At 41.3% G+C, this 25,363-nt stretch carries 18 protein-coding genes; 12 read left to right on the forward strand and 6 right to left on the reverse strand.

Going from position 1 to position 25,363, the window contains the following annotated elements:
• The first annotated feature begins 84 nt into the window (after positions 1–84).
• Positions 85–390 carry an H-NS histone family protein gene (locus tag D0907_RS06355; protein WP_036969446.1) on the forward strand — a complete coding sequence of 102 codons (306 nt, stop codon included), beginning with the start codon at positions 85–87 and terminating at the stop codon, positions 388–390.
• Positions 391–457: 67 nt separating this feature from the next.
• The gene (radD, locus tag D0907_RS06360; protein WP_118844178.1) at positions 458–2,206 is read left to right on the forward strand and encodes a DNA repair helicase RadD; all 1,749 of its coding nucleotides are present in this window, start codon (positions 458–460) and stop codon (positions 2,204–2,206) included.
• A gap of 36 nt (positions 2,207–2,242) precedes the next feature.
• Here the strand turns inward: radD and D0907_RS06365 are convergent, their stop codons facing one another.
• Positions 2,243–2,572, reverse strand: a complete 330-nt coding sequence (locus D0907_RS06365; protein WP_036969441.1) for a ribonuclease E inhibitor RraB — start codon at positions 2,570–2,572, stop codon at positions 2,243–2,245.
• Between the two features lie 170 nt (positions 2,573–2,742).
• Here D0907_RS06365 and D0907_RS06370 point away from each other — a divergent pair, with 170 nt between their 5' ends.
• The 6 genes from D0907_RS06370 to D0907_RS06395 all read left to right on the forward strand — a co-directional run bounded on the left by D0907_RS06370 (position 2,743) and on the right by D0907_RS06395 (position 14,309).
• Positions 2,743–4,470 carry an autotransporter assembly complex protein TamA gene (locus tag D0907_RS06370; RefSeq protein ID WP_065979370.1) on the forward strand — a complete coding sequence of 576 codons (1,728 nt, stop codon included), beginning with the start codon at positions 2,743–2,745 and terminating at the stop codon, positions 4,468–4,470.
• Entirely contained in the window at positions 4,470–8,171 is a 3,702-nt protein-coding gene (gene tamB / locus D0907_RS06375; RefSeq protein ID WP_118844179.1) for an autotransporter assembly complex protein TamB, read from the forward strand. The genes D0907_RS06370 and tamB overlap by 1 nt, the downstream gene beginning before the upstream one ends.
• A gap of 296 nt (positions 8,172–8,467) precedes the next feature.
• Positions 8,468–9,358 carry a peptidylprolyl isomerase gene (locus D0907_RS06380; protein WP_118844180.1) on the forward strand — a complete coding sequence of 297 codons (891 nt, stop codon included), beginning with the start codon at positions 8,468–8,470 and terminating at the stop codon, positions 9,356–9,358.
• Positions 9,359–9,618: 260 nt separating this feature from the next.
• The gene (gene hrpA, locus D0907_RS06385) at positions 9,619–13,509 is read left to right on the forward strand and encodes an ATP-dependent RNA helicase HrpA (RefSeq protein ID WP_118844181.1); all 3,891 of its coding nucleotides are present in this window, start codon (positions 9,619–9,621) and stop codon (positions 13,507–13,509) included.
• 179 nt (positions 13,510–13,688) lie between these two features.
• Complete coding sequence (locus tag D0907_RS06390; RefSeq protein WP_230236506.1) at positions 13,689–14,000, forward strand: response regulator transcription factor; 312 nt, start codon at positions 13,689–13,691, stop codon at positions 13,998–14,000.
• A 9-nt stretch (positions 14,001–14,009) separates the two neighbouring features.
• Positions 14,010–14,309, forward strand: a complete 300-nt coding sequence (locus D0907_RS06395) for a PilZ domain-containing protein (protein ID WP_036969429.1) — start codon at positions 14,010–14,012, stop codon at positions 14,307–14,309.
• 13 nt (positions 14,310–14,322) lie between these two features.
• Here D0907_RS06395 and D0907_RS06400 read toward each other — a convergent pair whose 3' ends face one another.
• Positions 14,323–15,513 (reverse strand): class I SAM-dependent methyltransferase, encoded by a 1,191-nt coding sequence (locus D0907_RS06400; RefSeq protein WP_118844182.1) that lies wholly within the window; start codon positions 15,511–15,513, stop codon positions 14,323–14,325.
• Between the two features lie 135 nt (positions 15,514–15,648).
• On the opposite strand from D0907_RS06400, the gene D0907_RS06405 reads away from it, so the two are divergent.
• Both D0907_RS06405 and D0907_RS06410 read left to right on the forward strand, forming a co-directional pair.
• On the forward strand, positions 15,649–16,296 hold the full coding sequence (locus D0907_RS06405; RefSeq protein ID WP_036969424.1) for an HD domain-containing protein: 648 nt from the start codon (positions 15,649–15,651) through the stop codon (positions 16,294–16,296).
• Between the two features lie 2 nt (positions 16,297–16,298).
• Positions 16,299–16,691, forward strand: a complete 393-nt coding sequence (locus D0907_RS06410; protein WP_118844183.1) for a VOC family protein — start codon at positions 16,299–16,301, stop codon at positions 16,689–16,691.
• A gap of 22 nt (positions 16,692–16,713) precedes the next feature.
• Here D0907_RS06410 and D0907_RS06415 read toward each other — a convergent pair whose 3' ends face one another.
• On the reverse strand, positions 16,714–17,703 hold the full coding sequence (locus D0907_RS06415; protein WP_036969419.1) for a response regulator: 990 nt from the start codon (positions 17,701–17,703) through the stop codon (positions 16,714–16,716).
• A 9-nt stretch (positions 17,704–17,712) separates the two neighbouring features.
• A complete protein-coding gene (locus D0907_RS06420) occupies positions 17,713–21,030 on the reverse strand; it encodes a PAS domain S-box protein (protein ID WP_118844184.1) in 3,318 nt (1,105 codons plus the stop codon).
• 138 nt (positions 21,031–21,168) lie between these two features.
• Between D0907_RS06420 and D0907_RS06425 the strand changes: the two genes are divergently transcribed.
• Positions 21,169–22,239, forward strand: a complete 1,071-nt coding sequence (locus D0907_RS06425; RefSeq protein ID WP_036969415.1) for a GGDEF domain-containing protein — start codon at positions 21,169–21,171, stop codon at positions 22,237–22,239.
• On the opposite strand, the gene D0907_RS06430 is transcribed toward D0907_RS06425, so the two are convergent.
• A complete protein-coding gene (locus tag D0907_RS06430) occupies positions 22,236–23,216 on the reverse strand; it encodes an ion channel (protein ID WP_036969411.1) in 981 nt (326 codons plus the stop codon). The genes D0907_RS06425 and D0907_RS06430 overlap by 4 nt on opposite strands.
• Before the next feature lie 98 nt (positions 23,217–23,314).
• On the opposite strand from D0907_RS06430, the gene D0907_RS06435 reads away from it, so the two are divergent.
• A complete protein-coding gene (locus D0907_RS06435) occupies positions 23,315–24,004 on the forward strand; it encodes a M48 family metallopeptidase (RefSeq protein ID WP_118844185.1) in 690 nt (229 codons plus the stop codon).
• A 269-nt stretch (positions 24,005–24,273) separates the two neighbouring features.
• Here D0907_RS06435 and D0907_RS06440 read toward each other — a convergent pair whose 3' ends face one another.
• Complete coding sequence (locus D0907_RS06440) at positions 24,274–25,287, reverse strand: IS110 family RNA-guided transposase (RefSeq protein ID WP_065979998.1); 1,014 nt, start codon at positions 25,285–25,287, stop codon at positions 24,274–24,276.
• Positions 25,288–25,363: the final 76 nt, after the last annotated feature.

The following is a 25,363-nucleotide window of genomic DNA, read 5'->3' on the forward strand; positions in this document are numbered from 1 at the left end:
AAATTAGATTATTTTATTTTTTCACCATATACTAAGCTGTGTATTGATATATATCTTTAACTTTTATAATTAAGAGAGCTTTAAATGAAAGAAATCCGATCTTTTGTCAAATCTGCGTCTTTAACTGAACTTGAAAAAGCAAAACAGTTAATTGATTCAGCTATCGAGAAATATACTCAACAGCAAGAAGCTAAAAAAGAAGTACTCGATCTGCTAAAAGAAAAAGGACTTACATTAGAAGATTTACAAGATGTAGTAGGCACAGATAAGCGTACGAAAGTAAAACCTAAATACCGCATCGAATACAATGGTGAAATTATTGAGTGGACAGGCCGTGGTAAACGTCCTAAAGCATTCCAAGGTGTTGACTTAACTAAGCACCTCGCTTAATTTCACCCATATGAACTTTTAGGGAAGCACATGCTTCCCTTTTTTGTCTTTATTACAGCACAAAATAATGAAATACGTACTTAGACCTTATCAGCAAGAGGCCGTACAGCGAACGGTTAGCCACTTTAAGCAATCGGACGAGGCGGCACTGATTGTATTACCAACAGGCGCGGGCAAAAGTTTAGTGATTGCTGAATTAGCACGTATTGCTAAACAGAAAATTTTAGTCTTAGCGCATGTTAAAGAGCTCGTAGAGCAAAACGCACAAAAGTACATCAGCTTTGGTTTTGAAGCGAGTATCTTCTCTGCAGGGCTTAAACAAAAATCGCTTAAAGAACAGGTTACGTTTGCAAGTGTGCAGTCACTAGCGCGCAATACGGCGCAACTTAGTGATACGTATTCATTGCTCATTATTGATGAGTGTCATCGCGTCAGTGGGGATGATCAAAGTCAGTATGGTCAAGTGATATCCAGCCTTAAAAAACAGAACCCCCGGCTAAAAGTATTGGGGTTAACCGCGACTCCTTTTCGTATGGGAATGGGGTGGGTTTATCATCATCATTATCATGGCTTTGTAAGGGGAGATAAAGACGCACCCTTTAAAAAGTGTATTTTTGAGTTACCGCTTCGTTACATGATTAAACATGGCTATTTAACGCCGCCTCATGAAGTAGACGCAGCCATAAGTCATTATGATTTTTCATCTTTACCCTGCGATTCATTTGGACGCTATAGTGCTGAAAATATGAATGCGCTCCTCAAAGATAATACCCGCGCAACGAAGGCGATTATTGAGCAGGTTATTGACTACAGTGAGCATCGGCACGGCGTCATGATTTTTGCGGCAACAGTCATGCATGCCAAAGAAATCGTCGGCTACTTGCCAACTGACAATACCGCATTAATTACTGGTGATACAGATAACAACGAGCGCGACACTATCATCAATCAATTTAAAGCGAAAAAGTTGAAATTTTTGGTCAATGTGTCTGTACTCACCACCGGATTTGATGCGCCGCATGTCGATTTTATTGCCATTTTGCGTCCAACCGAGTCAGTCAGTTTATATCAGCAAATTGTTGGCAGGGGGCTTAGATTAAGTGAAGGGAAAAAAGAGTGCTTAGTGATTGATTACGCAGGCAATGGCTTTGACTTATTTTACCCAGAGGTGGGCAGTAAAAAAGCCCAAAGTGACAACGAACCTGTGCAAGTACTGTGTCCTGGTTGTGGCTTTGCGAATATTTTTTGGGGAAAAACAGATGCCGCAGGCAATGTCATTGAGCACTTTGGGCGTCGCTGCCAAGGTCTTCTAGACGATGATGATGGCACGCAAATACAGTGCGACTACCGTTTTAGGTTTAAAGAATGTGAGCAGTGCGGTGAGCAAAATGATATAGCAGCGAGGCAATGCCAAGCTTGCTCAGCCATGATGACAGACCCCGATGATAAGTTGCGTGAAGCCCTTAATTTAAAAGATGCGTTGGTGCTTCGCTGTAGTGGTTTATCGGCACAACTTATCGCAAATGGGCTGTTGAAAATTAGCTATTTTGATGAGGATGGTGCCAGTTGCGACGAAGTTTTTAATCTTAGCAACGACACAGGCCGTTTTATCTTTAACAAGCAATTTGGTCGGCGAGCTCAAGGGAATAGTGCCCCGATTACCTGGAAAACAGCAGAACAGGTTATTGAACAACAACATGTATTGGTCGCGCCAGATTTTGTTATTGCCCGAAAGAACAAAAAGTATGGTTGGAAAGTTGCCCAGAAACTATTTGATTATCAGGGTAATTATAGAAAAGCCAATCAATTAAAGTAATCAACGCCTGCCATATGCAGGCGTTATGTCGCGTGTTTATTCGTCAGCCATTAAACCCCAACCATCACCATAGCCGTTGTGGCTATTTGCGATGCTCTCGAGGTATTGTTCAGTTTGGCTTAATAGCGTGTGGTCAGGGACCATTTCAACACGTGTAACGACTTCCCACACCCCGGTGTCGGGACACTTTACTAACTCTGTTGCAGGCGCTAGTTCATCACTTGCAATTGCCGTTGCGAACTTTTCTGCTTCAGGTTTTTGTTCAAAAAGAATATAGAAATCTATTACTTGCATGCTGGTTAAATCAACACCAGCCGCTGCAATTTCTGCTAATAATTGACCATTTTCGTCGTCAGGGAAATGCATTTAATCGCTCATTCATTATAAATCTAGGAATTGTTAGCTATTGTAGCGAAAATAATTGGTTAACGCGCACTAATTTTAACACTTCAATTATGTCAGTGGCTATTTCACTGTGCTAGTATCATTTTGTATTTATCTGATTTATGACACTTTCAAAAAAGTAAGGATATTTTTTGTACATTCGGCATTTCTTTTTTGTCTTTCTAATTTTATTTTTTTCACTGAGTAATAATGCATTTAGTGCTGAAACGATCATCAAAGATTATAAAATTCAAGGGGTCAATGGCGACCTAGAAAAAAACGTCGCGCTTTACATTAAACCGTTAATAGATGAAAAAACGTCTAAAGCCTTGCAGCGTCATGCTAAAAGCCAAGTAAAAGCGAGCTTAAAAGCACTGGGGTATTATAAGCCTGTCGTTAAAATAAAATTTGATAACGCCGAGCAGTTGATCATCGTTGATATAGAGCGTGGGCCAGTGACACGTATATCCGACGTCGATATTACCATTAGCGGGGCCGGTAAAGCGGATCCTGAGTTTATGGTTGCTGTAGATAGTATTAGTTTAAAACCGGGTGATTTTTTAAATCACGCTAAATATGAAGCGGCAAGGAAGCGTATTGAAAGTCAACTTTTAGAGCTGGGGTATTTTGATGCTAAATGGCATGCACATACCTTGGCTGTATCTCTTAAGAAAAACAGTGCGAAAATTACCTTCAATGTTGATACCGGTCCTCGTTATCAATTTGGTGAAATAACGATAGGTAATCAAACGCCAGCTGAAAAATACATTCGATCTTTAGCTGAATTTAAGGCAGGTCAACCTTACAAATCAACAGAAGTATCCGACTACAATCTAGCGCTCTCGAGTACCCCTTATTTTACGAGTGTACGAGTCTATGCCGACATAGCAAATCGAAAAGATGGCAAGGTGCCAGTGAATGTTGATGTTTTGCACAAGCCTGCAAATAGTTACGAAGTGGGGGGAGGATTTAGTACCGACCTAGGCCCAAAAGTGCGTTTTAAATGGTCTAAACCGTGGATTACACAAGACGGACACTATCTCGAAAGCAACCTGAATGTCTCTGAAAAGCAACAAGACATATCGTTAGGTTACACTGTGCCGGTAAATGATCCAAATGATGATTTATGGCGTTTTTCAGTCGGTTATAAGCTCGAAGATAAGCTGACAAATGATGTATACAGTAAAATTTTAACAGCCCAACTGCAGCGCCAGTGGTTAACTGATGATGAGTGGGTGCGTACTGCCTTTTTAAGACGCGATAGAGAAACCTACCAAATTGGCGATGAAGAGCAAAGCTCTAAAATGCTGATGCCAGGCATTAGTTACGCGAAAAAAGACACCGAAGGTGGCACAACACCTTACGAGGGTTATCAATGGCTTATATCTGCTGAATTTGGTTTAAAAGACATGTTTTCAACGACAAATATTTTGCGACTTCAATTGCAGAACGCTTGGCTTACAACCGTTGCTGATCGTCACATGATATTTTTACGTGCTAATTTGGGGGCCATGTTAGTGGATGATATTGACAATGTGCCTTTTTCACTGCGTTTCTATGCGGGGGGGGACCAAAGTGTCCGTGGTTTTGCATATCAATCAATTTCTCCTGAAGATGAAAAAGGTCGCCTTATTGGGGGGAAATACCTAGCCACTGGAACTGTTGAGTATAACTATCAATTTGCAGAACATTGGCGAGCTGCCGTCTTTGTAGACAGTGGTACAGCGACTAATGATTTTACTGATCGTGTTGAAGTAGGTGCTGGTTTTGGTTTTCGTTACTTAACGCCCGTTGGACCCGTTCGCATTGATCATGCATGGGGGCTAACAAAAGAGAGTAAAAGTACCCGTTTAAGTATTACCATAGGGCCTGAAATTTAATGAACAAGTTTAAAAAAACGACGACGATTTTATCAGCCATATTAGTCAGCGTAGGCGTCATACTTTTTTGTTTATTATTCACCGCGCCAGGAAATCACTTTATTGCATATTCAGCTAATAAATTAGTAGATGGCTTGAAGATAAATTTACCGAGCGGGCGTTTTTTGTACAATGATGCATTCGATATCTCGTACGATAAACAAGGACTCAAGTTTTCAGCAAAACAACTAAAAATTGATTTGTACTGGTGGGGGTGTGATGGTGTTTGTGTAGACAACTTAAGTGCGCAAACAATAGATTTAAAACTTGATACACCCCCCTCTTTGGCAGAAAACCCACAACCAACCGATACAGAAATGACTGACGGTGAGCCCACCACGGCTGAGCAAATAACGTTGCCGATAAATGTCACGGTTAAACGCATTGCTGTTAATCGTTTTACCTTGGAGCATGCAAGTGCTGATGTGACGGTGAGCAAATTAAACCTGACAGCCTATGCATCACAATCTGATATCAACGTACACGCATTTACTATCGCCGATATTGCAGTTGCATTGCATGAAGTAAAAGAAGCCCCAAAAAGTGCGCCGCTGAATGAGCTGCCAGCTCTACCATCACTTGATTTTACCTTACCAATTAATGTGCAATTGCACGCATTTAAGGTCGATAAAGTTGCAATAACTCCTTTTGCAGCTGAAAGTGCGCACGTTATTAATAACATTGAACTTGAAGCGATAGCGAAAGAGAGTGAAATCAGCGTCGAGAAATTGGCTGCACGTTACATTGACTGGCAGTTGAATACCCAGTTTCATGCGCTTTTAAGGGGTGATAATAAAGTTGATGCCTCGTTGTCTGTGGTTAATTCTCAGCACCAAGCAACTCTTGGCTTAAATGGGCGTTTAGGGGATTTAAACTTAAACCTCACTACGCAGGGTCAATACCCAGCTACACTGAGTGGTCAAGTCAATCTACAACAAACGAATTACCCGTTTAGCCTAAAAGGTGGCATTGATACGTGGCTGTTAGACACAGAAGCTGCGCAATTACGTTTATCTGACCTTGCTATCAGTATGCAAGGCGATGCGGATGATTACGCCATTAATGTGAATTTAACAAGTCGGCTAGGTGCATACCCTGCGATGTTAACTGAAATGCAGGCAAATGGAGGCCTTACACGAGTCAAAATTGATCAACTAAAGCTCAGTGCTAACGACAGCCAAGCTACGGTTAACGCATCAGCAGATTGGTCTGAGGGCGTGACAAGTCAGTTTTCAGGCACGTTAAGCGATTTAAAAGCTCAGTACTTAACGGATGCCGTAAGCAGTAATTTATCTGGCAAGTTTAATGGCTCCTTCACTCTAAAAGACGAGGATTGGCAGCTAATCTTAGCAAACACAGTGATTGATGGCACAGTAAATGATATCCCCGTGAACGTCGCCTCTGACTTTAAACTCGACAGCAGCCTTCACGCGAGTTTTGATAAGCTTGAGCTTAAAAGTGGGAATAACGAAATTACACTATCGGGTCAAGTCGATGATACATGGCTTGTTGACGGTAAAATCCGCCTTGATGCAAGTGAACAAAGTGTGCTTCCTTTGCAGGGGAAAGGAAGTGCAGACCTTAAATTGCGCGGAGCACGCCTTGAACCGACAGCCAATGTGAACTTGCTCCTCAATACTTTAAGTTATCAGGATATCCAAGTTGAGGGTTTAGCGTTAAACGGGCAGTTTGATTATGCTGCGGACTGGCAAACAGAGATATCGCTTATTTTGGATTCAGCTAGTTTTGCTGAGCATAAAATTAATCAGATTGAACTTAATGCCTCAGGTGACAAAACGGATCACCATGTCGTATTTTTACTGGATGCTGATCAAGGTAAAGTGTCGTTTGATTTAGATGGAAAGTTCACAAAGAACACGTGGCAAGGGGCGTTAAGTCAAATACTTGTTACCGATAATAAAGTTCGTTTTGGAACAGATAAAGCCATTAATGTCAGTGTAAATACGCAGACGCAAGACTTTAATGTCTCGGCACACTGTTGGCAAAGTGACAAGTCTCAGTTGTGTGTAAACACCTTGCAGCAAACAAAGCAATTGGGTCAACTTAATGCGCAACTTGGGGCGTTATCGATACCAGAGTTTAAACATTTCTTACCAGATAATCTCGATTTAACCGGCTTAGCGCAAGGTGAGTTTGTTGCCAACTGGCATAACGCAGAGCTAAAAACCCTGCGAGCTAACATAAATACGCAAGAACTAGCTGCATCACTAATCGATGGTGCGACAGTTTATAAGCTACCGATTGAGGTCTTCAGTCTGTCTGCGATAAGTGATGCAGAAACGGCGAAGCTTGAAGCGACACTCGACTCATCAGTACTTGGAAAAGTAACCTCACAAATTAATGTAGAGGATATTCAAAACCAGCAATTGCTCTCGGGTGATCTGGTTATTGAAAAAATTCTACTCACGAATATACAGCCTTTTATTGGCACGTTAGAGCAGCTAAATGGTGATATTAAGGGTCAGCTGGCCTTGGCAGGTTCATTAAAAGAGCCACTCATTAGTGGTGAGCTTAATGTTGACAGCATTAACTTAGAAGGAGCAACGCTTCCTGTTTCATTGCAAAACTCACAGGTGAATATCGCTTTTAATAACCAAAGTGCGACAGTGACTGGTGAGCTAAAAGACCGTGAAGGGGGAGCGCTAAAGTTATCTGGGGGGGTTGATTGGCATGCAGATTTACCTGATGTAAATTTACAATTGCAAGGCAATGAGTTCTTTGTACGTGCGCAACAAGATGTCACCTTTAAAGTGTCGCCAGAGCTTACTATGTCATTAAAAAATAATGCCTTTAACCTTGAAGGACAGGTTGTTGTTCCGTGGGGGCGGATTGCCATTGAGGAGCTACCCGAGGGAGCTGTGCAAGTCAGTGATGATGAAGTCATTGTGGATATTGAACAACAACAAGCTGAAAAAGTTCCTTTCGATTACGCTATCAACTTAAAGGTACTGGTTGAAAGAGACGTGCGTATTGATTCATTTGGATTACAGTCAAAAGTCGAAGGGGATATTAATATCAACATGGACCAAACGACACCGATGATTGCCACCGGAGAATTAAACCTTGTTGAAGGAACCTACCGCGCTTTTGGCCAAGATTTACAAATACGGACAGGTCAAGTCGGCTTTAGTGGCTCTGTAGATAAACCATATTTAAATATTAAAGCTATTCGCAACCCTGATAACACCGCAAATGGTGTGGTTGCGGGTATTACTTTAACCGGGAATGTGGAACAGCCATCGTTAAAAGTGTTCTCAGAGCCGGCAATGGATCAAGCACAAGCATTGGCTTACTTATTGAATGGTCAGCCACTTGACGAAGGGGACAGCTCAACCGATGCAATGTTGACGCAACTATTACTAGCGCAAGGTGTTAACCGCAGTGAAGGTGTGGTATCTAAAATTGGCGAAAGCTTTGGTTTATCGGATGTGAGCTTGAGTTCTACAGGCAGTGGCGATGATACTAAAGTTGAAATATCAGGCTATGTTACGCCCGGTATTCAAGTGAAATACAGCGTGGGGATTTTTGATTCATTGAGTGAGGTGGCAGTGCGCTATCAACTCTTGTCACAACTGTATATTGAAGTAACCAGCGGTCTTTATCAAAATGTTGATATTCTGTATAAGTTTGATTGGGATTAATAACCATACCAATCCGCAATAAGACTTAATCATGTTGAGGGACTAAACCTGTCGCTGCCTGTGTTAAAAATGTCTGATTTACGACTGCATGGATGCAGGGGGGAGAGCAATGCAGGAGCAATTGCAGTGAACACCTCAATAACGACATTTTTGTATTGTTATCAACGAGGTTATATTGCCTCAACATAGAGCACTTAATTAAGCGAATGGTATCACAGTGCGTTGGGGTATTTTTACTTGCTTAATTGTTAAGAAGTTAATAGGCTGAATTGTCAATTACTTAAAAGATAATAATAATGAAATTTAGTCTATTAACGGTATGCGTTGCTGCACTTTTAACAGGGCCTATTCACGCTGCTGATAACGTTGAAAAACGCTCAGCAGCTGAAATTATTGAAACCGCAGATGAGTCTCAATGGCGCATTGTGCAACCAAACAACGTTCTTAAACTTACTCTCCCGACGGGTGCCGCGTATATTGAGCTCAATGATGGCTTGGCGCCTTTGCACGCCAAAAATATGCGACTACTCGCCCAAGAAGGTTTTTATCAAGGGCTGAGTGTTTACCGCTTTGTTGAAGGTTTTGTCGCGCAAGGTGGTGACGCGAATGAAACAAAGTCGGTTAAAAAGGCGAAAAAAGCGCTGCCTGCTGAATTTTACTTCAAAACGGATACACCACTGGCGATCACTGAATTAAAAGGCCCAGATGGTTACGCAGTAAAAACGGGCTTTCTAAATGGGTTCGCGGTTGCGCAAAATGAAAGTCAAACACAAACATGGCAAGTGCATTGCCCCGGCATCTTTGCAATGGCTCGTGATAACGATATTAACAGTGGTGGCACAGAATTTTATGTCACTATAGGTAATGCACAGCGCTATCTAGACCGAAATATTACAGTATTTGGGCGTGTATTAGAGGGGATGGAGCACTTTAACCAATTAATGCGAAAGCCCATTGAAGGTGCGGTATTTAATCCTATTACAGATATGCAAGTTCTGGCTGATATTACAGACACTGATACAAGCCAGTTTAAAGTAATGAAAACAGATTCAACAGCTTTTAAACAGTTAATCGATGCGCGCAAAAATCGAGTAGAAGATTGGTTCGTTGAAAGCCCACATTACATCGACGTATGTGCCATGCCTATTCCAACCGAGCGAATAATGCCAAGTCGCAGTAATACTTAATCATTTTGAGGGATTAAACCTGTCGCTACCTGTGTTATAAGTGTCGGATTTACGACTGCCTGGATGCAAGAGGTAGAGCAATGCAGGAGCAAATGCCGAGAACACCCCAATAACGACATTTTTGCCTTGTTATCAACTCGGTTTGATTGCCTCAAAACTGTTCATTTAATTGAGCGAATTGGCATAAATAAGCCATGACCACCCAATAGATTATTTGATACAATGGTTGCCCTATTGGCAAATAACTATAAGGGTATCGGGTGGTTAACCTAGGTCCGCTGTTCGGCGAATTAAAAACATGCTTACGCAAAGATCAATTCATCCTCAAAAAACGCCTGCATGGCATCAAAAAAATAAACGATGAAACAAAGCAAGCGAACATAGCGCAAAAAATCGCGGATGATATTGCTCGCTCACAGCAATTGCGTGTTCAACGTATAGCGGCATTACCAACAGTAACCTATCCAGAGCAACTTCCTGTTAGCCAAAAGAAAGAGGATATTAAGCAGGCGATTGCCAACAACCAAGTGGTGATCATTGCAGGTGAAACTGGCTCGGGTAAAACAACACAAATTCCAAAAATGTGCTTAGAGCTTGGTCGTGGGGTAGAGGGCTACATAGGGCATACTCAACCAAGGCGTTTGGCAGCTCGCAGCGTTGCTAACCGTATTGCTGAAGAGATGCAATGTGAGCTTGGTCAGCAAGTCGGTTTTAAAATTCGTTTTAGTGATCAGGTCTCAGATAACAGTTATATAAAATTGATGACCGATGGTATTTTGCTGGCTGAAATTCAGCAAGACCGCTTTTTAAATCAATATGATACGATTATTATCGATGAAGCCCATGAGCGTAGCCTAAATATCGATTTTATTTTGGGCTATTTAAAGAATTTATTGCCAAAACGCCCCGATCTAAAAGTCATTATTACCTCAGCAACCATCGATCCAGAGCGATTTTCTCAGCATTTTGATGACGCCCCGATTATTGAAGTGTCAGGACGCACTTTCCCTGTAGAAGTACGTTATCGCCCAACTACAGAGATTAATAAAGAAGAGATGGAAGCCGATGGTGACCAACTGCAAGGTATTTTTGATGCCGTTGACGAGCTGTGTGACGAAGGACCCGGTGACATTCTTATCTTTATGAATGGTGAGCGTGAAATACGCGACACTGCCGATGCGCTTTCTAAACGCAACTTAAAAGGCACAGATATCCTGCCACTCTATTCGCGTTTATCGAATGCAGAACAAAATCGTATTTTTGCACCGCATTCACGTCGCCACATCATTTTAGCCACAAATGTGGCAGAAACCTCGTTAACCGTACCCGGCATTCGGTATGTTATTGACCCAGGCACCGCGCGAATTAGCCGTTATAGCTACCGTACAAAAGTACAACGCTTACCAATAGAGCCAATTTCACAAGCCAGTGCCAATCAGCGTAAAGGCCGTTGTGGTCGTATCGAAGCGGGTATTTGTATTCGTTTATACAGCGAAGATGATTTTAATTCGCGTCCAGAATTTACTGACCCTGAAATTCTACGTACTAACTTAGCGTCGGTTATTTTGCAAATGCTAGGCCTTGGGCTGGGCGATATGCAACAATTTCCGTTTGTACAAGCGCCAGACAGTCGTAACATCAATGATGGTTTAACGTTACTCGAAGAGCTTGAGGCGGTTAAACCTGCTAAGCGCCATAAGCAAACTGAGCTGACTAAATCAGGACGTAGTTTAAGTCGTTTACCCGTCGACCCGCGTTTAGCCAAAATGGTGCTAACCGCAGACAGCCTTGGGGCATTGCGTGAAGTCATTATTATTGTTGCTGCGCTTTCGATTCAAGACCCCCGTGAGCGACCCCAAGAAAAGCGGGGGGCAGCTGATGAAAAACATGGCCGATTTGATGATCCAGATTCAGACTTTATCGCATTTTTAAATCTGTGGAATTATCTTGAAGAGCAACAAAGTGAGTTAAGCAATAGCCAGTTTAGAAAACTGTGTCAAAAAGACTTTTTAGCTTATATGCGTATTCGAGAATGGCAAGATATCGTTTATCAACTGTCGACCGTGTGTAATGAAATGGGCATGAAAGCAACAACTAACGTAGCCGACAGCGACCGAATTCATCAGTCACTCTTAAGCGGTATGTTGAGCCACATTGGTTTTAAAGACGAAAAACAAATTTACAAAGGCGCACGTAATAGTCAGTTCCATATTTTTCCGGGCTCAGGATTATTTAAAAAGAGCCCTAAGTGGATTATGGCTGCGGAGCTGGTGGAGACAAGTAAACTCTACGCTCGTATAAATGCCCGTATCGACCTTAAATGGGTTGAAGGTTTTGCTCAACATTTAGTGAAGCGCAGCTACAGCGAGCCTCATTGGGAGAAAAAACCGGGTGCTGTTATCGCCTTCGAGCAGCAAACTTTATACGGCCTGCTTATTGTTAATAAGCGTCGTTGTGTATACAGCAAAATTGATCCTAAAGTGAGCCGAGAGTTGTTTATTCGTGGCGCTTTGGTTGAACAAGAGCTTGGTCAGAATGAAGGCTTTTTACAGTATAACCAAGAGCTTATTGATGATATTCAAGTGCTTGAGAATAAGTCTCGTCGTCGCGATATCTTAGTGGATGAGCAAACACTGTATGAGTTTTACGACAAAAAAATTCCTGCTGATATCAACAATCGTGCGGCATTTAACGCCTGGTGGAAGCAACAAAAACAAAAAGATAAACGCTTTTTGCACATGTCACGTGAAGCGTTAATGCAGCATGGTGCTGATCATGTCACCGAATTTGATTACCCAGATACATGGCAACAAGAAAACTTACTCTTGCCGCTGACGTACCATTTTGATCCAGGGCAAGCTGTTGATGGTGTTGCGGTTCAAATTCCGGTTGCATTACTTAATCAAGTACAAGAAACCGGCTTTGATTGGCATATTCCTGCGTTTAGGCATGAGTTGATTTGCGCATTAATTAAGTCATTACCAAAAACACTGCGCCGTAATTTTGTTCCAGCTCCGAACTACGCCGATGCTGTATTAGCGGCAATTGAGCCTATGCAAGGCAATTTAATTGACGCCATAAGCACTCGTTTGCTGCGTATGACAGGGGTACGTGTTGAGCCAGACGCTTGGGATTACTCAACGTTGGCCCCTCATTTGCGTTTGCAGTTTGAAGTTCGCGATGAGCACGATAAGTTACTTGCTCGAGGCCTAAATTTGGCTAAGCTGAAAGCTCAGCTTCAGGGCAAAGTCACCGATACCTTATCAAAAGTGGCTGATAAAGGCATAGAAAAAGCCGACTTAACACAGTGGAGCTTTGGTGAGTTACCAGCTTCCTATGTTAAAAAGCAAGGTCAGTATGAAATAAAAGCGTTTCCAGCTTTAGTCGATAAAAAAGACTCCGCTGCGGTTGAGTTATTTGATAACGAACAAAAAGCACAGCAGGCGCACCAACAGGGCTTACGTCGTTTAGTGCTTTTAAATGTACCGTCACCGATTAAGTATTTGCAGCAAAATTTACCTAATAAATCTAAGCTTGGGTTGTATTTTAACCCCTTTGGTAAAGTGAATGATTTGATTGATGATTGTATTGCTGCAGGTGTTGATAGTTTATTGATAAAGTACGGCAACATTCGTACTCAGCAAGCATTTGAGCAGGCTAAAGAGCAAATTCGTGGTGAGTTGGGCGATACGGTGGTCGACATAGCAACGCAAGTTGAGCAAGTGCTCAGCATTGCTCACAGTCTTAATAAGCGTATGAAAGGGCGCGTAGATTTAACCATGATCACTGCTCATGGTGATATTAAATCACAATTACAAAGCCTCGTTTTTAAAGGGTTTGTAAGTCAGCACGGCGCGGCAAAAATGGCGGATTTAATTCGTTATTTAAAAGCGATTGAACGTCGTCTAGAAAAACTCCCTGTTGATCCTAATCGAGATCGTTTATGTGTACTTGAACTAGAAAAAGTGGCTGAACAGTATCAAAAACTGGCGAATAAAATTCCCAAAGGAATGCCCGTACCTGATGAAATCAGGTCTATTTTTTGGATGCAGCAGGAATTACGTGTTTCTTTATTTGCACAAACACTAGGGACACCTTATCCTGTATCTGCAAAGCGTGTTTTAAACGCAATCAAAGAATGTGAGTTATAATTCAGTAAAGGTATGCGCAATGAAACAGTGAATTCATTGCGCTTGAATTAGTAACACAAATGCTAAAAGGAGATTATGTGGGCATAGAAAAGGATAAACCGATTGCAGTTCCAGCAGACACTTCACGTCGAGTACGACCAGAAATTTTGGTTGTTGACGATGAATATTTTAACTTCGAAATGCTCAAAGCAACCTTAAGCAATGAGTTTTCGTTAAGCTATGCAGATTCAGGAACATCGTGTTTGGCATCGGCTATTGCAAACCCTCCCAATGCCATTTTATTAGATGTGTGTATGCCTGGTCTTGATGGTTATGACACGTGTCGGTTATTAAAAAACACCCCGGAAACAGAAAATATCCCCGTTGTTATGGTATCTGGCTTAGAATCTGAACTTGAGCAAAAAGCAGGATTTGATGCTGGATGTGACGCCTATGTAGTGAAACCATTTTCTGTAAAAACACTCATAGAAAAAATAAAAGCACTTGTGTAAGGAGGCGTCATGTTTCATGAGGAAAAGCGCGATTTTCGCCGCATGCAAATTCATACCCCCGCAAAGTTAATACCTTTAGAGGGCGAAAATAGTCACACCGAAATAGTCGTTACATGCACTGATTTAAGTGCAACAGGCTTAGCAATATGTTGTGATGAAGTATTAGAAATTGGCAGTGTTTACCGAGTGGTGATTGCCTCTACGAGCACAGCAATCACCTCGTTTGATGCAACAGTTAAAGTTATTAGAGCAACCAAGGAGCAAGATGGCTCCTTGAGTGCAGGACTTGAAATTGTTCACTTTAACTAGGTTTTAGCTGTTTTTAGTACACTTTACAGATAAGGCCTTTTAGGTAAAAACCTTCGGGGTAGCTGCCAGCAATAGGGTGGTCGGCAGCTTGGTTTAATCGTTCCATAATCAGTAAATCTTTACCTGCATCTAGCGCTGCATCGGCAACCACTTTTTGAAATAAGTTTTGTTCCATTAAGCCAGAGCACGAGAACGTTAATAAGGTGCCACCGGGCTTTAGTATTTGCATCGCAATCATATTAATATCTTTATAGCCGCGACATGCGCCGGTCAGCTGTGCTTTGTTGTCTGCAAATTTAGGCGGGTCCATCACGATGGTATCAAACAGCTTGCCTTCATCACGGTATTGACGCAGTAACTTAAAGACGTCTTGCTTAACAAAGTCGACTTTATTCAAATCTAGGTTGTTGTGCTCCACATTGCGTCTGGCGGTATCGAGCGCAGGTTGTGATACATCCACATTGGTTACATGCTGACAGCCGCCACGTAATGCGTACAGCGAAAATGTGCCAGTATAACTGAAGCAGTTAAGCACTGTTTTATCTTTAGAGAAGCGTTCTAGAGCCGCACGACTATCACGTTGGTCTAAATAAAAGCCTGTTTTATGACCTTCTATAATATCGACTTCTAGCTTTAGGCCGTTTTCTTCAATTAATAGGGGCTCTGTCGGTGCATTACCCCACAGAACACCTTTGATTGGATCTAACCCTTCTTTTGTTCGCACGTCGACATCAGAGCGCTCGTAGATATCGCAGCCAGGAAAAATAGCCATTAGTGCCGCGACTATTTCGCCCTTATGGCGCTCTGCACCTGCACTGAGTAACTGACATACTAATACGTTATCAAACTTGTCGATTGTGATACCCGGTAAGTAATCAGACTCCGCAGCACTTAAACGAAAGCCTGTTAAGCCTCCCTCGCTGATCACTTGCTGGCGTGCATCGTACGCACGGCGAAGACGCTTTTCGAAGAATGCTTGATCAATCACTTCGTTTTGGTCAAAGCTCCAGACACGTGCGCGTATTTGTGACTCTGGGCTGTAAGCTGCAATGGCGAGAAACTTACCGTCATTATCATAAATAGTAACCGTATCACCTAGTCCTGGTTTACCTTTTACTTTTTTAATGGCTTTAGAGAACACCCAAGGGTGTTTTCTTTTTAATGATTTTTCTCGTCCAGCTTGTAGGTAAATAGCAGATGACATAGGGATTCTCGCGTCAAACAAAAGGGGGCATAGTTTAATGAAGCACTGGCAAACATACAATGAATGTTTTGAACAAATCCAGTAACCACGTTAAAGTAAGCATAATTTCAATCAGTTAATGGTAACAGCCGCTTTATGCAGTCAAAAATAGACTTTGCAGAACTTGAAACCCAGTGTCGAGATTTTATTTTATCTTTACTTCATGCCGATGTGGCACACGACATCAGCCACATTGAGCGAGTGGTGAGGGTTGCAAAACAGCTGTGCACTGCAGAAGAGGCTAATATGGCAGTTGTGTTACCCGCAGCCTGGTTACATGATTGCGTTGCGGTTGCTAAAAACCACCCTGATAGAGCGAAAGCGTCAACAATGGCTGCAGATAAAGCGTTGAGTTTTTTATCATCCATTAATTACCCAGAGCAATACTTTGCCGCAATTCATCACGCCATTGTTGCACATAGTTTTAGCGCTAACATCGCAGTACAAAGTGTTGAAGCACAAATAGTCCAAGACGCTGATCGAATGGATGCATTAGGGGCTATTGGGGTAAGTCGCTGCATGAAAGTGGGTGGCTCGATAGGGCGTTACCTTTACCATAAAGACGATCCATTCTGTTTACATCGTGAGCCTGATGACACTAAATACACGCTTGATCACTTTTTTATTAAACTATTACATATCGCCCAAAGTATGAATACTCCCTCGGCGAAAGATGAAGCAAAAAGACGAACAGAGTATATGTTGGCCTTTCTAGAGCAACTTAAATCTGAGATTGGTGAGTAACCATGGGTGTACCTTTATTAAACGGGGTTGATCACTGCCATTTACATGTTGATGATTTGGCGCGGGCAGTGACATGGTACCGTGATGTGTTAGGTTTTTCTGTGGTTCCTGAGCTTGCTTTTTGGGATGAAGGTAAAGGTCCATTAACCCTTGAAGATCAGGCAAAAACAATCCGTCTCGCATTATTTGAAGCGCCCGGTAATAGTAAAGGGATCGCTTTTAGTGTAAACGCAGAGCAATTTTTAGCGTGGCTTGAGCATTTAGCTCAATTTAATATAAAAACGGTGATTGCCGACCATGGCGTGACTTATTCTATGTATTTTAAAGACTGTGCTGGCAACAGTCATGAAATTACCTCTCATGATTATGAGCAAATTAAAAAGGGGCTTAAGTAAGGCCCCTTTTAATGGGTATAAACTAGCGAGAGTAAGTATTTTTAATCTCGATAATTGCGTCGATTTGGCCAATGAATAAATCGACGAGTTGGGGATCAAAGTGTTTGCCTGATTCGGCTTGTAGCAGCTCTACTGCTTTTTCAACTGGCCACGCATCTTTGTATGGGCGCACAGAGGTGAGTGCATCAAATACATCAGCAATACTGACGATACGACCTTCAATGCTGATCTCTTCTCCTTTTAAACCAAGAGGGTAACCCGTACCATCCCACTTTTCATGATGCTCCAGTGCAAGCTTATGAGCGAGCTGTAATAGGGGAGAGCTTGAATTTTCGAGTATTTTTGCACCAATGACAGCATGTTGCTTCATATGCTCAAACTCGTTGGCATCTAAACGGCCGGGTTTTAAAAGTACCGAATCGGGTATGCCTATTTTGCCAACATCATGCATAGGGGCGGCTTGTTTCAACTGTTCAGCTTGATATTCAGTCATACCATAAGCTAACGCGAGTACTTTGCTGTAGCGACTCATACGGGCGATATGCTCACCTGTATCTGTGTCTTTATATTCTGCCGCTCGGCCTAAGCGATTAATTAAATCGATATGGGCTAATTGTAATTGCTCGGCCTGCACTAGCGATAAATGTGTTTTCACTCGGGCTCGCACAATAGCAGGGCTGATGGGTTTGGTTATATAATCAACAGCACCAAGTGAAAAGCCTTCGGACTCATCTTGTTCATGGGACAGTGCCGTGACAAATATCACGGGAATATGAGCTGTTTCAGGGTTCGCTTTTAAAATTTTACATACCTCGAAGCCATTCATATCTGGCATCATGACATCCAGTAAAATTAGTTTTGGAGGTTCATTTTCAATGAGCTGCAGAGCTAAATCACCCGATTTAGCAAATGATAACCGATAGTCATTTGCAAGAACTTCACGCATGACCTTAAGATTTGCGGGCTCATCATCAACGACAAGAATTCTTGCTCGATCAGTAATTTGACTCATGACTGCTCCTTAATCAGCTGTAATGCGGTGCTTTAAATTGGCTAATGCAGTACTTGCTGCATCAAAGTCAAAGTTATCAAAATGTCCAACTATCTCTGCGACTGCGTCTTTATACTCGACAGGGGCATTGTTTTGGACATCACTCAGTAGTTCATCATCTATTTCAGCATGCTCGGCTTGATTTTGTAGTGCCTCGATGTGATTTAAAAATACGCTTATCGATACCGCTTGCGAAGGTGTTTTATCAGTATTAACCTGCTCTTGCTCCTCGAGTAAAGTAACCAATGCTTGCCACTCTTGATAGCACGCAGTTATTAAATTAGAAAAGTCTTCTTTACCCTGTTCTTTTTCGGCCTGCGACAATAAATACAGTAATTTCGTTAGTGTCAAATTGCCCGCCACACCTTTTAGCGTGTGTAACAGTGTCGTTTGTTCAGATGCATCAAGTGTTGACTCTTTTAAACGTAGAATACTATGCTGATGATTAGCAAGAAATAAGCGTATTTCAGTATTAAGCTTTTCTTTGCTACCCCACATTTGGATACCTTTAACATAATTGATATGTTGCTTTGCTTTGTTATCAGGCTTAGCTGTGATGTGCTTAATTTCTAAACCGAGCACTTTCGCTATCTCATGATTAACTTGTTGTATATCGACGGGTTTGTTTGCAAAGCCATTCATACCTGCTTGCTTAGCTGTGAGCTTATCTTGTTGAAGCACGCTGGCGGTCAACGCGATGATAGGTGTTTTCTTTAATTGTTGTTGCTGCTCTAATTCACGAATTTTTTTACAAGCAGTTATACCATCGCATTCAGGCATGTGGATATCCATTAAAATGATATCAAAGCTGTGTTGTTTAAATTCAGCAATAGCCTCTAGCCCATTTTTTGCTTTATACACTGTGTGGCCAGCTTGTGAGAGTAATATGTTTAATAGCTCGACATTTTGTTCAATATCATCAACCACTAAGACACGAAGAGGTGGTAATGTAAGTAGGTTATTACTGAGTTTATCTACTTTATTAATGTCGCCTTCTTGCAAAGGAAGAGAAAAGAAAAAACAACTGCCTTCGCCTTCATTACTCACGGCACTTATTGTGCCTCCCATAAGCTCGACCAATTGCTTGCTTATGGTGGTGCCTAAGCCTGTGCCGCCAAAGCGACGCGTCATCGTTCCATCGGCTTGTTCAAAAGGTTGGAAAATTGCTTTCAAGCGGTGTTTTGCAATGCCAATCCCAGTGTCTTGCACCTCAAAAAAGAGCTGATTGTTTTGTGTCTTACTGACACTAATCGTGACAGAACCTGATTCTGTAAACTTAACCGCATTACCAATTAAGTTATTGAGCACTTGACGAATACGCGCGTCATCACCGATATAAATTGGTGCGACATCATCAGCAATTTTTAAATCTAATAACAGGTTTTTGCGCTTTGCTTCAAGCCAAAAGGTAGAAACGATGTTATCGAGAAGGGCTTGTAAGTTAAAGTGCTCATGATGAATATCGAGTTTGCCTTTTTCTAATTTTGCCGAGTCTAAAACATCGTTTAGAAGATGCAATAATGAGCGTGCTGCGGTATTTACGGTAACGATGTGCTTTTGTTGTTCTTTATTAAGTGGGCTGTCCATTAAAATATCGCTGAACCCGATAATTGCATTCATGGGCGTGCGAATTTCATGGCTCATATTTGCCATAAATGCCTGTTTAGCTTGTGCAGCGGCTTCAGCTTCTTGTTTTGCGTGTTTTAATGATTCTTCATAGATATGGCGTGCGGTAATATCAACTAATACACCATCAATCCACTGAACTTCAGAATCATCCGTTTTGTTTATAGAACCTTGATCTAATACCCAAACGATCTTACCGCTGCGATGGCGTATGCGATACTCAAGTGCATATTGATTTTTTTCAGAGATTGCTTTTGTCATGATCTCATTAATATGCGCTTCGTCTTCTTTATTTATAATGTCAGCAAAACTGATGGCTTTTGACGTAAATTCTTCGGCAGTATAGCCCGTTAGATCAAATACATTGGGACTAATGAACAGCATGCTCCAATGGTCATCGAGCAAACAACGAAATACAGCGCCAGGCGTGTTATTCATTAACGTGCGATATTGCTGTTCTTTTTCTTCTAGGCTGCGTTGTAATGCGCGTTGTTCGGTTAAATCGGTTATGAAGCCCACAAACAACGTTTCTGCATCGGGTTGTTTCACTTCACCAAGACCTAAGCGAATAGGGAATAAATGACCTTCCTTGTGTTTTGCACACACGTCGCGGTTAACGCCAATCACTTTTTTAAGAGCGTGGTTGCCACTGTTTAGCAAATAACCATCGTGCTGAGCCGCAATGTCGTCATCCATCAACACTTTCACGTTCTGACCGAGCACTTCTTCTTGTTTCCAGCCAAAGATACTTTCTGCAGATTTATTAAAGCTTAAAATAATACCGCGACAATTAATTGTCACAATACCATCGATTGCCGTACTTAAAATGGCATCGAGTCGTGATTCTTCTGCCGATTTTTCAGCAAGCAGCATACGATAGCGCACCATACCATTGATAATCGCAACGACAGCGGTTAATAACACGGTAGCAAATGACACCATGGCAGCAATAAAAACAAGATTGGTATTGTCTGTGTTATCGGATAAAAAAGGGGAGGTCGCGACAAATCGCGTTGCAGCCATGCCCATGTAATGCATACCGGCGACAGCAAAACCTAAAATAATGGCGCAAATAATCCGGTTTTGTAATGCGGTTAAATTTTGAAAGTGGTCGTTCAAATGAAAGCGAGTATACAGCCCAATAAATGATAAAAACACGGCAACAAAAATGGATGCAGCAAACCACATAGGGTCATAACGAAGTAATGGGCTCATTTCCATTGCCGCCATACCCGTGTAATGCATGGTACCAATACCTGCGCCCACTAACACAGAACTCATGAGTAACTTTAACCCTGCGGGAATATGTGCAATGTCTTTACTGCGTATTAGTGACATACCTGTGTAGCAGGCTAAAAAAGCAGGAATAAACGAAAAAAATGTCAGAGCAGGATCATAGTTAATGGTTGTGCATAAAGAAAATGCAAGCATACCAATAAAGTGCATACTCCAAATTCCGCCAGACAAGACTAGAGAGCCGGTTGCATTGCCTAGTTTTCTGTATGATTCAAAGCGGGTTTTATTGGCTAAATCAATAATATGCAATGAGAAATATGCAGCAAAAATAGCGGTAGCAATCGAAAGGACAACTAAACTAGGATTGTACACCCCACTTATGATTAAGCTTGGATTTTGATCGGTAATAAAAAATTTCGCGAGCATAATAATTCGTTCAGACTGCAAGTAATGTCAGTCTAATACAATTTGCGCTAGATTTAGAGAAAAAAGATATGACAGACTAAGTAGGATTTATTTCATTAGCTATATTTAATTAGAAAATACTTAAGTGTGAGACTACCCATGCGCAGGACTGAGCAGACACTCGTCGAGCAAATGCAAATAAATGATGTTGAAATTCAGCATAGAATGAATTTATTAGGGCTCTCTTCACAATGCTTAGCATCACTCATTAACTATAAACCACTTATCGAGTCGGCGATTGAAAAAATGGTTGATGAGTTCTATAAAAAGCAAACAGAAGTCGATGAAATTTCATTACTTATTGGAGATGCTGACACACTGACACGTTTAAGAGATGCACAAAGACAATACATTATAGATTTATTTTGTGGCTGTTATGAAAATGATTACGTTAATAATCGGCTACGTATTGGCATGGTACATAAGCGAATTGGGGTAGAGCCCAAACTTTATTTATCGGCGGTATGTACCCTTAAAGAGCTCATTTTTGATGTGTTAAGAAACACCATAAAAGACCATGCAGAGCTAAATCAAACATTAACCATTATTGATAAGCTTATTTATTTTGATACAACATTAGTGTTTGATACGTACATTGCGAGTCTTGTTGGCGAAATAGAAAATGCGAAACGAAGAACAGAAGTGTATGCGAAAGGGCTTGAAGAGAAAGTGGCGCAGCGTACACATGAACTTGAAAAACTTGCCAAACTAGACCCCCTCACAAATTTGTATAATCGCCGAGAAATGCAAGAGTTGTTTCAGCGAGAATTAGCAAGAGCGCGCCGTCAGAAGTTACCTTTGACTATTGTATATTTTGATTTAGACAACTTTAAATCAGTGAATGACACACAAGGGCATTTGAAAGGTGACGAGGTATTAAAATTCATCGGGAAATATCTTAAAAAGAATACAAGAGAAATAGACATTGCCTGTCGTTATGGGGGAGATGAATTTTGCCTGATCATGCCAGATTGCGACGTAGAAAACACCATTGCGATATGTAATAAGCTGATCGTTGCTTTTGAAGCAAAATACCCCGCGTTACATTTGAGCTTTGGCATTATTTCAGCGCCTTTAGACAGCACAGTCGGTGCTGAGGAGCTTATAAATCGTGCTGATCGGAAAATGTACGAGGCTAAAAAGCATCAAGGTTCTCACATAATCCATTAACGTGTCATACGCTTTACAAACACCACCACAAACAGCGCTAGCGAAAAGCTGCCACAAAATGCTTCAATCGCTGCTATGAGCCTTGATAATCCAATGGGGGTAATATCGCCATAGCCTAGCGTTGTAAAAGTAACAACGCTAAAGTAAATGCTGTTTAAAAGTGCTGATACGTTATCATCGAACGAATTATCAAAACTAAATCTAAGCAATGAATCTTGATAGCTGACACCAAATAAAAAGTAACATATTGCGCAACAAACGATAAGAGACAGACTAAAGCGAATGACATTTTCAGGTTTTTCACCATAACCACATAACATGTCAATAAAGCTGGAAGTAATTTGTTTCGTTGATCCTTTCGGGTACTGTGCGTGGCGCATTCTTAATTCTTTATAGGTAAAGTTACCCGCGAGCTCGAAAAGCCCTTGGTGTTCAGACGCTTTACGTAAATTTCTGTATATTTCTTCGGATTGTTCAAATAAGTCGCGCGCAGTCGAGTATTGCCTATTTCGACGAGCTTTAAACGCCTCGGCTTCTTGCAGTAATTGTTCGCCTAAATCGATATTATCAATGCGGCTATCACTGAGTTTAACCCCAAGTAGGTTGGTATTTCGCAAATCGCAGTAGTGTAAGCTGGCGCTATGAAGGTTCGCTTTCATTAAGGATGCATTGGCAATTTTATTGTTGAAAAGATGTGCCCCCGACAAATTGGCTCGATAAAAATTGCAGTAAGAAAGATCATAACCTTCTTCATCATCTTTCTTTATTAAATTTAGACCCACTAAATTTGCACGTTGTAATTGCAGACCCTGAAGTAACCCGCCCTTTTTTGCATATCGTTCAAGTTTTTGAGTCAGCTCTAAGCCTGATTTATCAAATTTATTATCATGCCAAAAGCAATACCCAGAACCCATATCGGTTTCTTGACACGTGTTACCTGTTGGTGAAATGTAGCTACAACACGGTTTATCAGGCATAAGAATAAAAACTTATTTATGAGTCATCTTTATAGATTAGCAGGTATTTTACGGGGTAAAATATAATACAAAGATTTTATTAATTACATTGGCTTATTTTGTTTGAGTACACGTTAAAACGCAGTAAACGTAGAAAAACTGTCGCGATTAAAGTCGCCGAGCAGCAGTTGACTGTGTATGCACCTCACTTTGTCCCGCGTAAAGATATTGAAGCGTGGTTAAAAACAAAGCAGCATTGGGTTGCAGAGCAAGTTACTAAACAATCATTACACGCTGAGCAGTGTCAATTTCCCATTAAAAATTCGCAAATCAAGCTATTTGATCAGGTAATTCCCCTTGTATTTAAGCAAGAAAATTGCAGCCAATGGTATCAAGACACTGATACTCATGAATTAACCCTTGCTATTTCACCGCGCGTTAAACTCACAGACGCAAAGTATCTTGCATTGATGGAAGAGTTTTTACATGACAAGTTAGAAACCTACCTTGAGATGCGTATACAAAACTACTGTATTCAAATGAGAGAAGCGTTACCAACACGTCTTAAAATTCAACATTACAAGCGTCGATGGGGCAGTTGTAATCGCCAAAGAGAGTTAACCTTTAATTTGCACTTAGTCAGTGCGCCTCTATGGGTTATTGATTATGTTGTTGTTCATGAACTTGCGCATTTAAAGCATATGGATCACAGTGCGGCATTTTGGCAACGGGTGAGTGAGTTTTATCCCGAACATAAAAAAGCAAGCAATTGGCTGAAAGTGAATGGTCCATTTTTACGCTGGCTTTAATACCATATATGGACTCTCTCCGATTGCAAGACAGTAATTGATAGAATTTCAAAGTTCATTGCTGCCATATATTCGGCTTTTTTATGAGCAGATTTATCCGCTCTAGCCCTGATGGATATCCGCCCCTATCACCTTATCAATCTCGACGGCTTCTAACAGCCTTTGGTATTATCAGGTTTAAATAGGACGGCTATGAACCGTTTTCCGTCAATCTCAATCTTTGCAATTTTTGCTATTGAACTTTTGTCTTTTAATTGCGGTTAATGTTTTTATACAAATTTGTACCTCTCTTGTTTTACGGTCATCGCCCATGCCATTCGCGCCATTTTATTCGCTAATGCAACCACTGCTTTATTAAATGGCAGCCGCTCCCGCAGGTTATTTGCCCATAAGCTTACCTTGTCAGCTTTACTCCCCGATTTGACTAACGCAGCTCTGGCACCATTAATCAGCTGAGTTCGCAAATAAGTATTTCCTCGTTTACTTATTCCCTTTAACTTGGGGTTATCGCCAGTCGTATGCTGTTTGGCAACTAGTCCCAGCCAAGCTGCCATATGACGCCCACTTTTAAAGGTTTTACCATCACCTATTGCACTATACAAAGCTGTTGCGATGATGGGACCTATTCCTGTCATTGTTTCTAATTTCTGGCACTGCTCTATCTGATGGCTTAAAGCTTTTATCTCGCTATCCAAATCCGTGATTAACTTATCTACCTCAATTAATTCATCATACAAACTGGCTATGTATCGACGAGACAATGGCGTTAACATGTTACTCGCATCTTCTAAAATATCGGGGATAGACTTTCTCACTTGATTAACGCCTTGCGAGAGGCTAATACCATATTCGGCTAAGAGGCCTCTGGTTTGATTCACTAAGGCCGTTCTACATTTTATTCGCCGCTCTCTTATACGGTGCAACAGTTGAATGTCTTGTTGCTCTACACTTTTTATTGGCACAAATCGCATATTCACTCGTTGTGAAGCTTCAGCTATCGCTTCTGCATCATTGAAATCATTTTTATTTCCTTTTCGGTAAGGGACTACATATTGTGGAGCGATAACTTTCACTTCATGACCATAGTTTTGAATACTTTGTGCCCAGTAGTTTGATGAGCCACACGCTTCCATGACGACAATTGCGGGCTCTAAATTACAAAAATACTCTTTCATGTTAGTGCGTTTGAGCTTTTTCTTTTTGAGCACTTTTCCCGAGTTTGATAACCAAACTAAATGAAAAATGTTCTTGGCGATATCTAATCCAATTGTTATTTTATTCATGTGACTCTCTCTACTTTGTTTACGCTAAAACTTACCCTAAACTACTATGGCGCATTATGACGCCGTTGGGGAGTGG

It is taken from the genome of Pseudoalteromonas lipolytica (assembly GCF_003515105.1).
Taxonomy (GTDB): Bacteria; Pseudomonadota; Gammaproteobacteria; order Enterobacterales; family Alteromonadaceae; genus Pseudoalteromonas; species Pseudoalteromonas lipolytica.

What these genes read in the sequence shown, in the direction of transcription:
- D0907_RS06395 (WP_036969429.1), top strand. Translation starts at nt 14,010, where the DNA reads ATGTTTCATGAGGAAAAGCGCGATTTTCGCCGCATGCAAATTCATACC.
- D0907_RS06380 (WP_118844180.1), top strand. Translation starts at nt 8,468, where the DNA reads ATGAAATTTAGTCTATTAACGGTATGCGTTGCTGCACTTTTAACAGGG.
- D0907_RS06355 (WP_036969446.1), top strand. Translation starts at nt 85, where the DNA reads ATGAAAGAAATCCGATCTTTTGTCAAATCTGCGTCTTTAACTGAACTT.
- D0907_RS06440 (WP_065979998.1), bottom strand. Translation starts at nt 25,287, where the DNA reads ATGAATAAAATAACAATTGGATTAGATATCGCCAAGAACATTTTTCAT.
- D0907_RS06405 (WP_036969424.1), top strand. Translation starts at nt 15,649, where the DNA reads ATGCAGTCAAAAATAGACTTTGCAGAACTTGAAACCCAGTGTCGAGAT.
- D0907_RS06415 (WP_036969419.1), bottom strand. Translation starts at nt 17,703, where the DNA reads ATGAGTCAAATTACTGATCGAGCAAGAATTCTTGTCGTTGATGATGAG.
- D0907_RS06430 (WP_036969411.1), bottom strand. Translation starts at nt 23,216, where the DNA reads ATGCCTGATAAACCGTGTTGTAGCTACATTTCACCAACAGGTAACACG.
- D0907_RS06400 (WP_118844182.1), bottom strand. Translation starts at nt 15,513, where the DNA reads ATGTCATCTGCTATTTACCTACAAGCTGGACGAGAAAAATCATTAAAA.
- D0907_RS06365 (WP_036969441.1), bottom strand. Translation starts at nt 2,572, where the DNA reads ATGCATTTCCCTGACGACGAAAATGGTCAATTATTAGCAGAAATTGCA.
- tamB (WP_118844179.1), top strand. Translation starts at nt 4,470, where the DNA reads ATGAACAAGTTTAAAAAAACGACGACGATTTTATCAGCCATATTAGTC.
- D0907_RS06420 (WP_118844184.1), bottom strand. Translation starts at nt 21,030, where the DNA reads ATGCTCGCGAAATTTTTTATTACCGATCAAAATCCAAGCTTAATCATA.
- D0907_RS06410 (WP_118844183.1), top strand. Translation starts at nt 16,299, where the DNA reads ATGGGTGTACCTTTATTAAACGGGGTTGATCACTGCCATTTACATGTT.
- radD (WP_118844178.1), top strand. Translation starts at nt 458, where the DNA reads ATGAAATACGTACTTAGACCTTATCAGCAAGAGGCCGTACAGCGAACG.
- D0907_RS06390 (WP_230236506.1), top strand. Translation starts at nt 13,689, where the DNA reads ATGCTCAAAGCAACCTTAAGCAATGAGTTTTCGTTAAGCTATGCAGAT.
- D0907_RS06425 (WP_036969415.1), top strand. Translation starts at nt 21,169, where the DNA reads ATGCGCAGGACTGAGCAGACACTCGTCGAGCAAATGCAAATAAATGAT.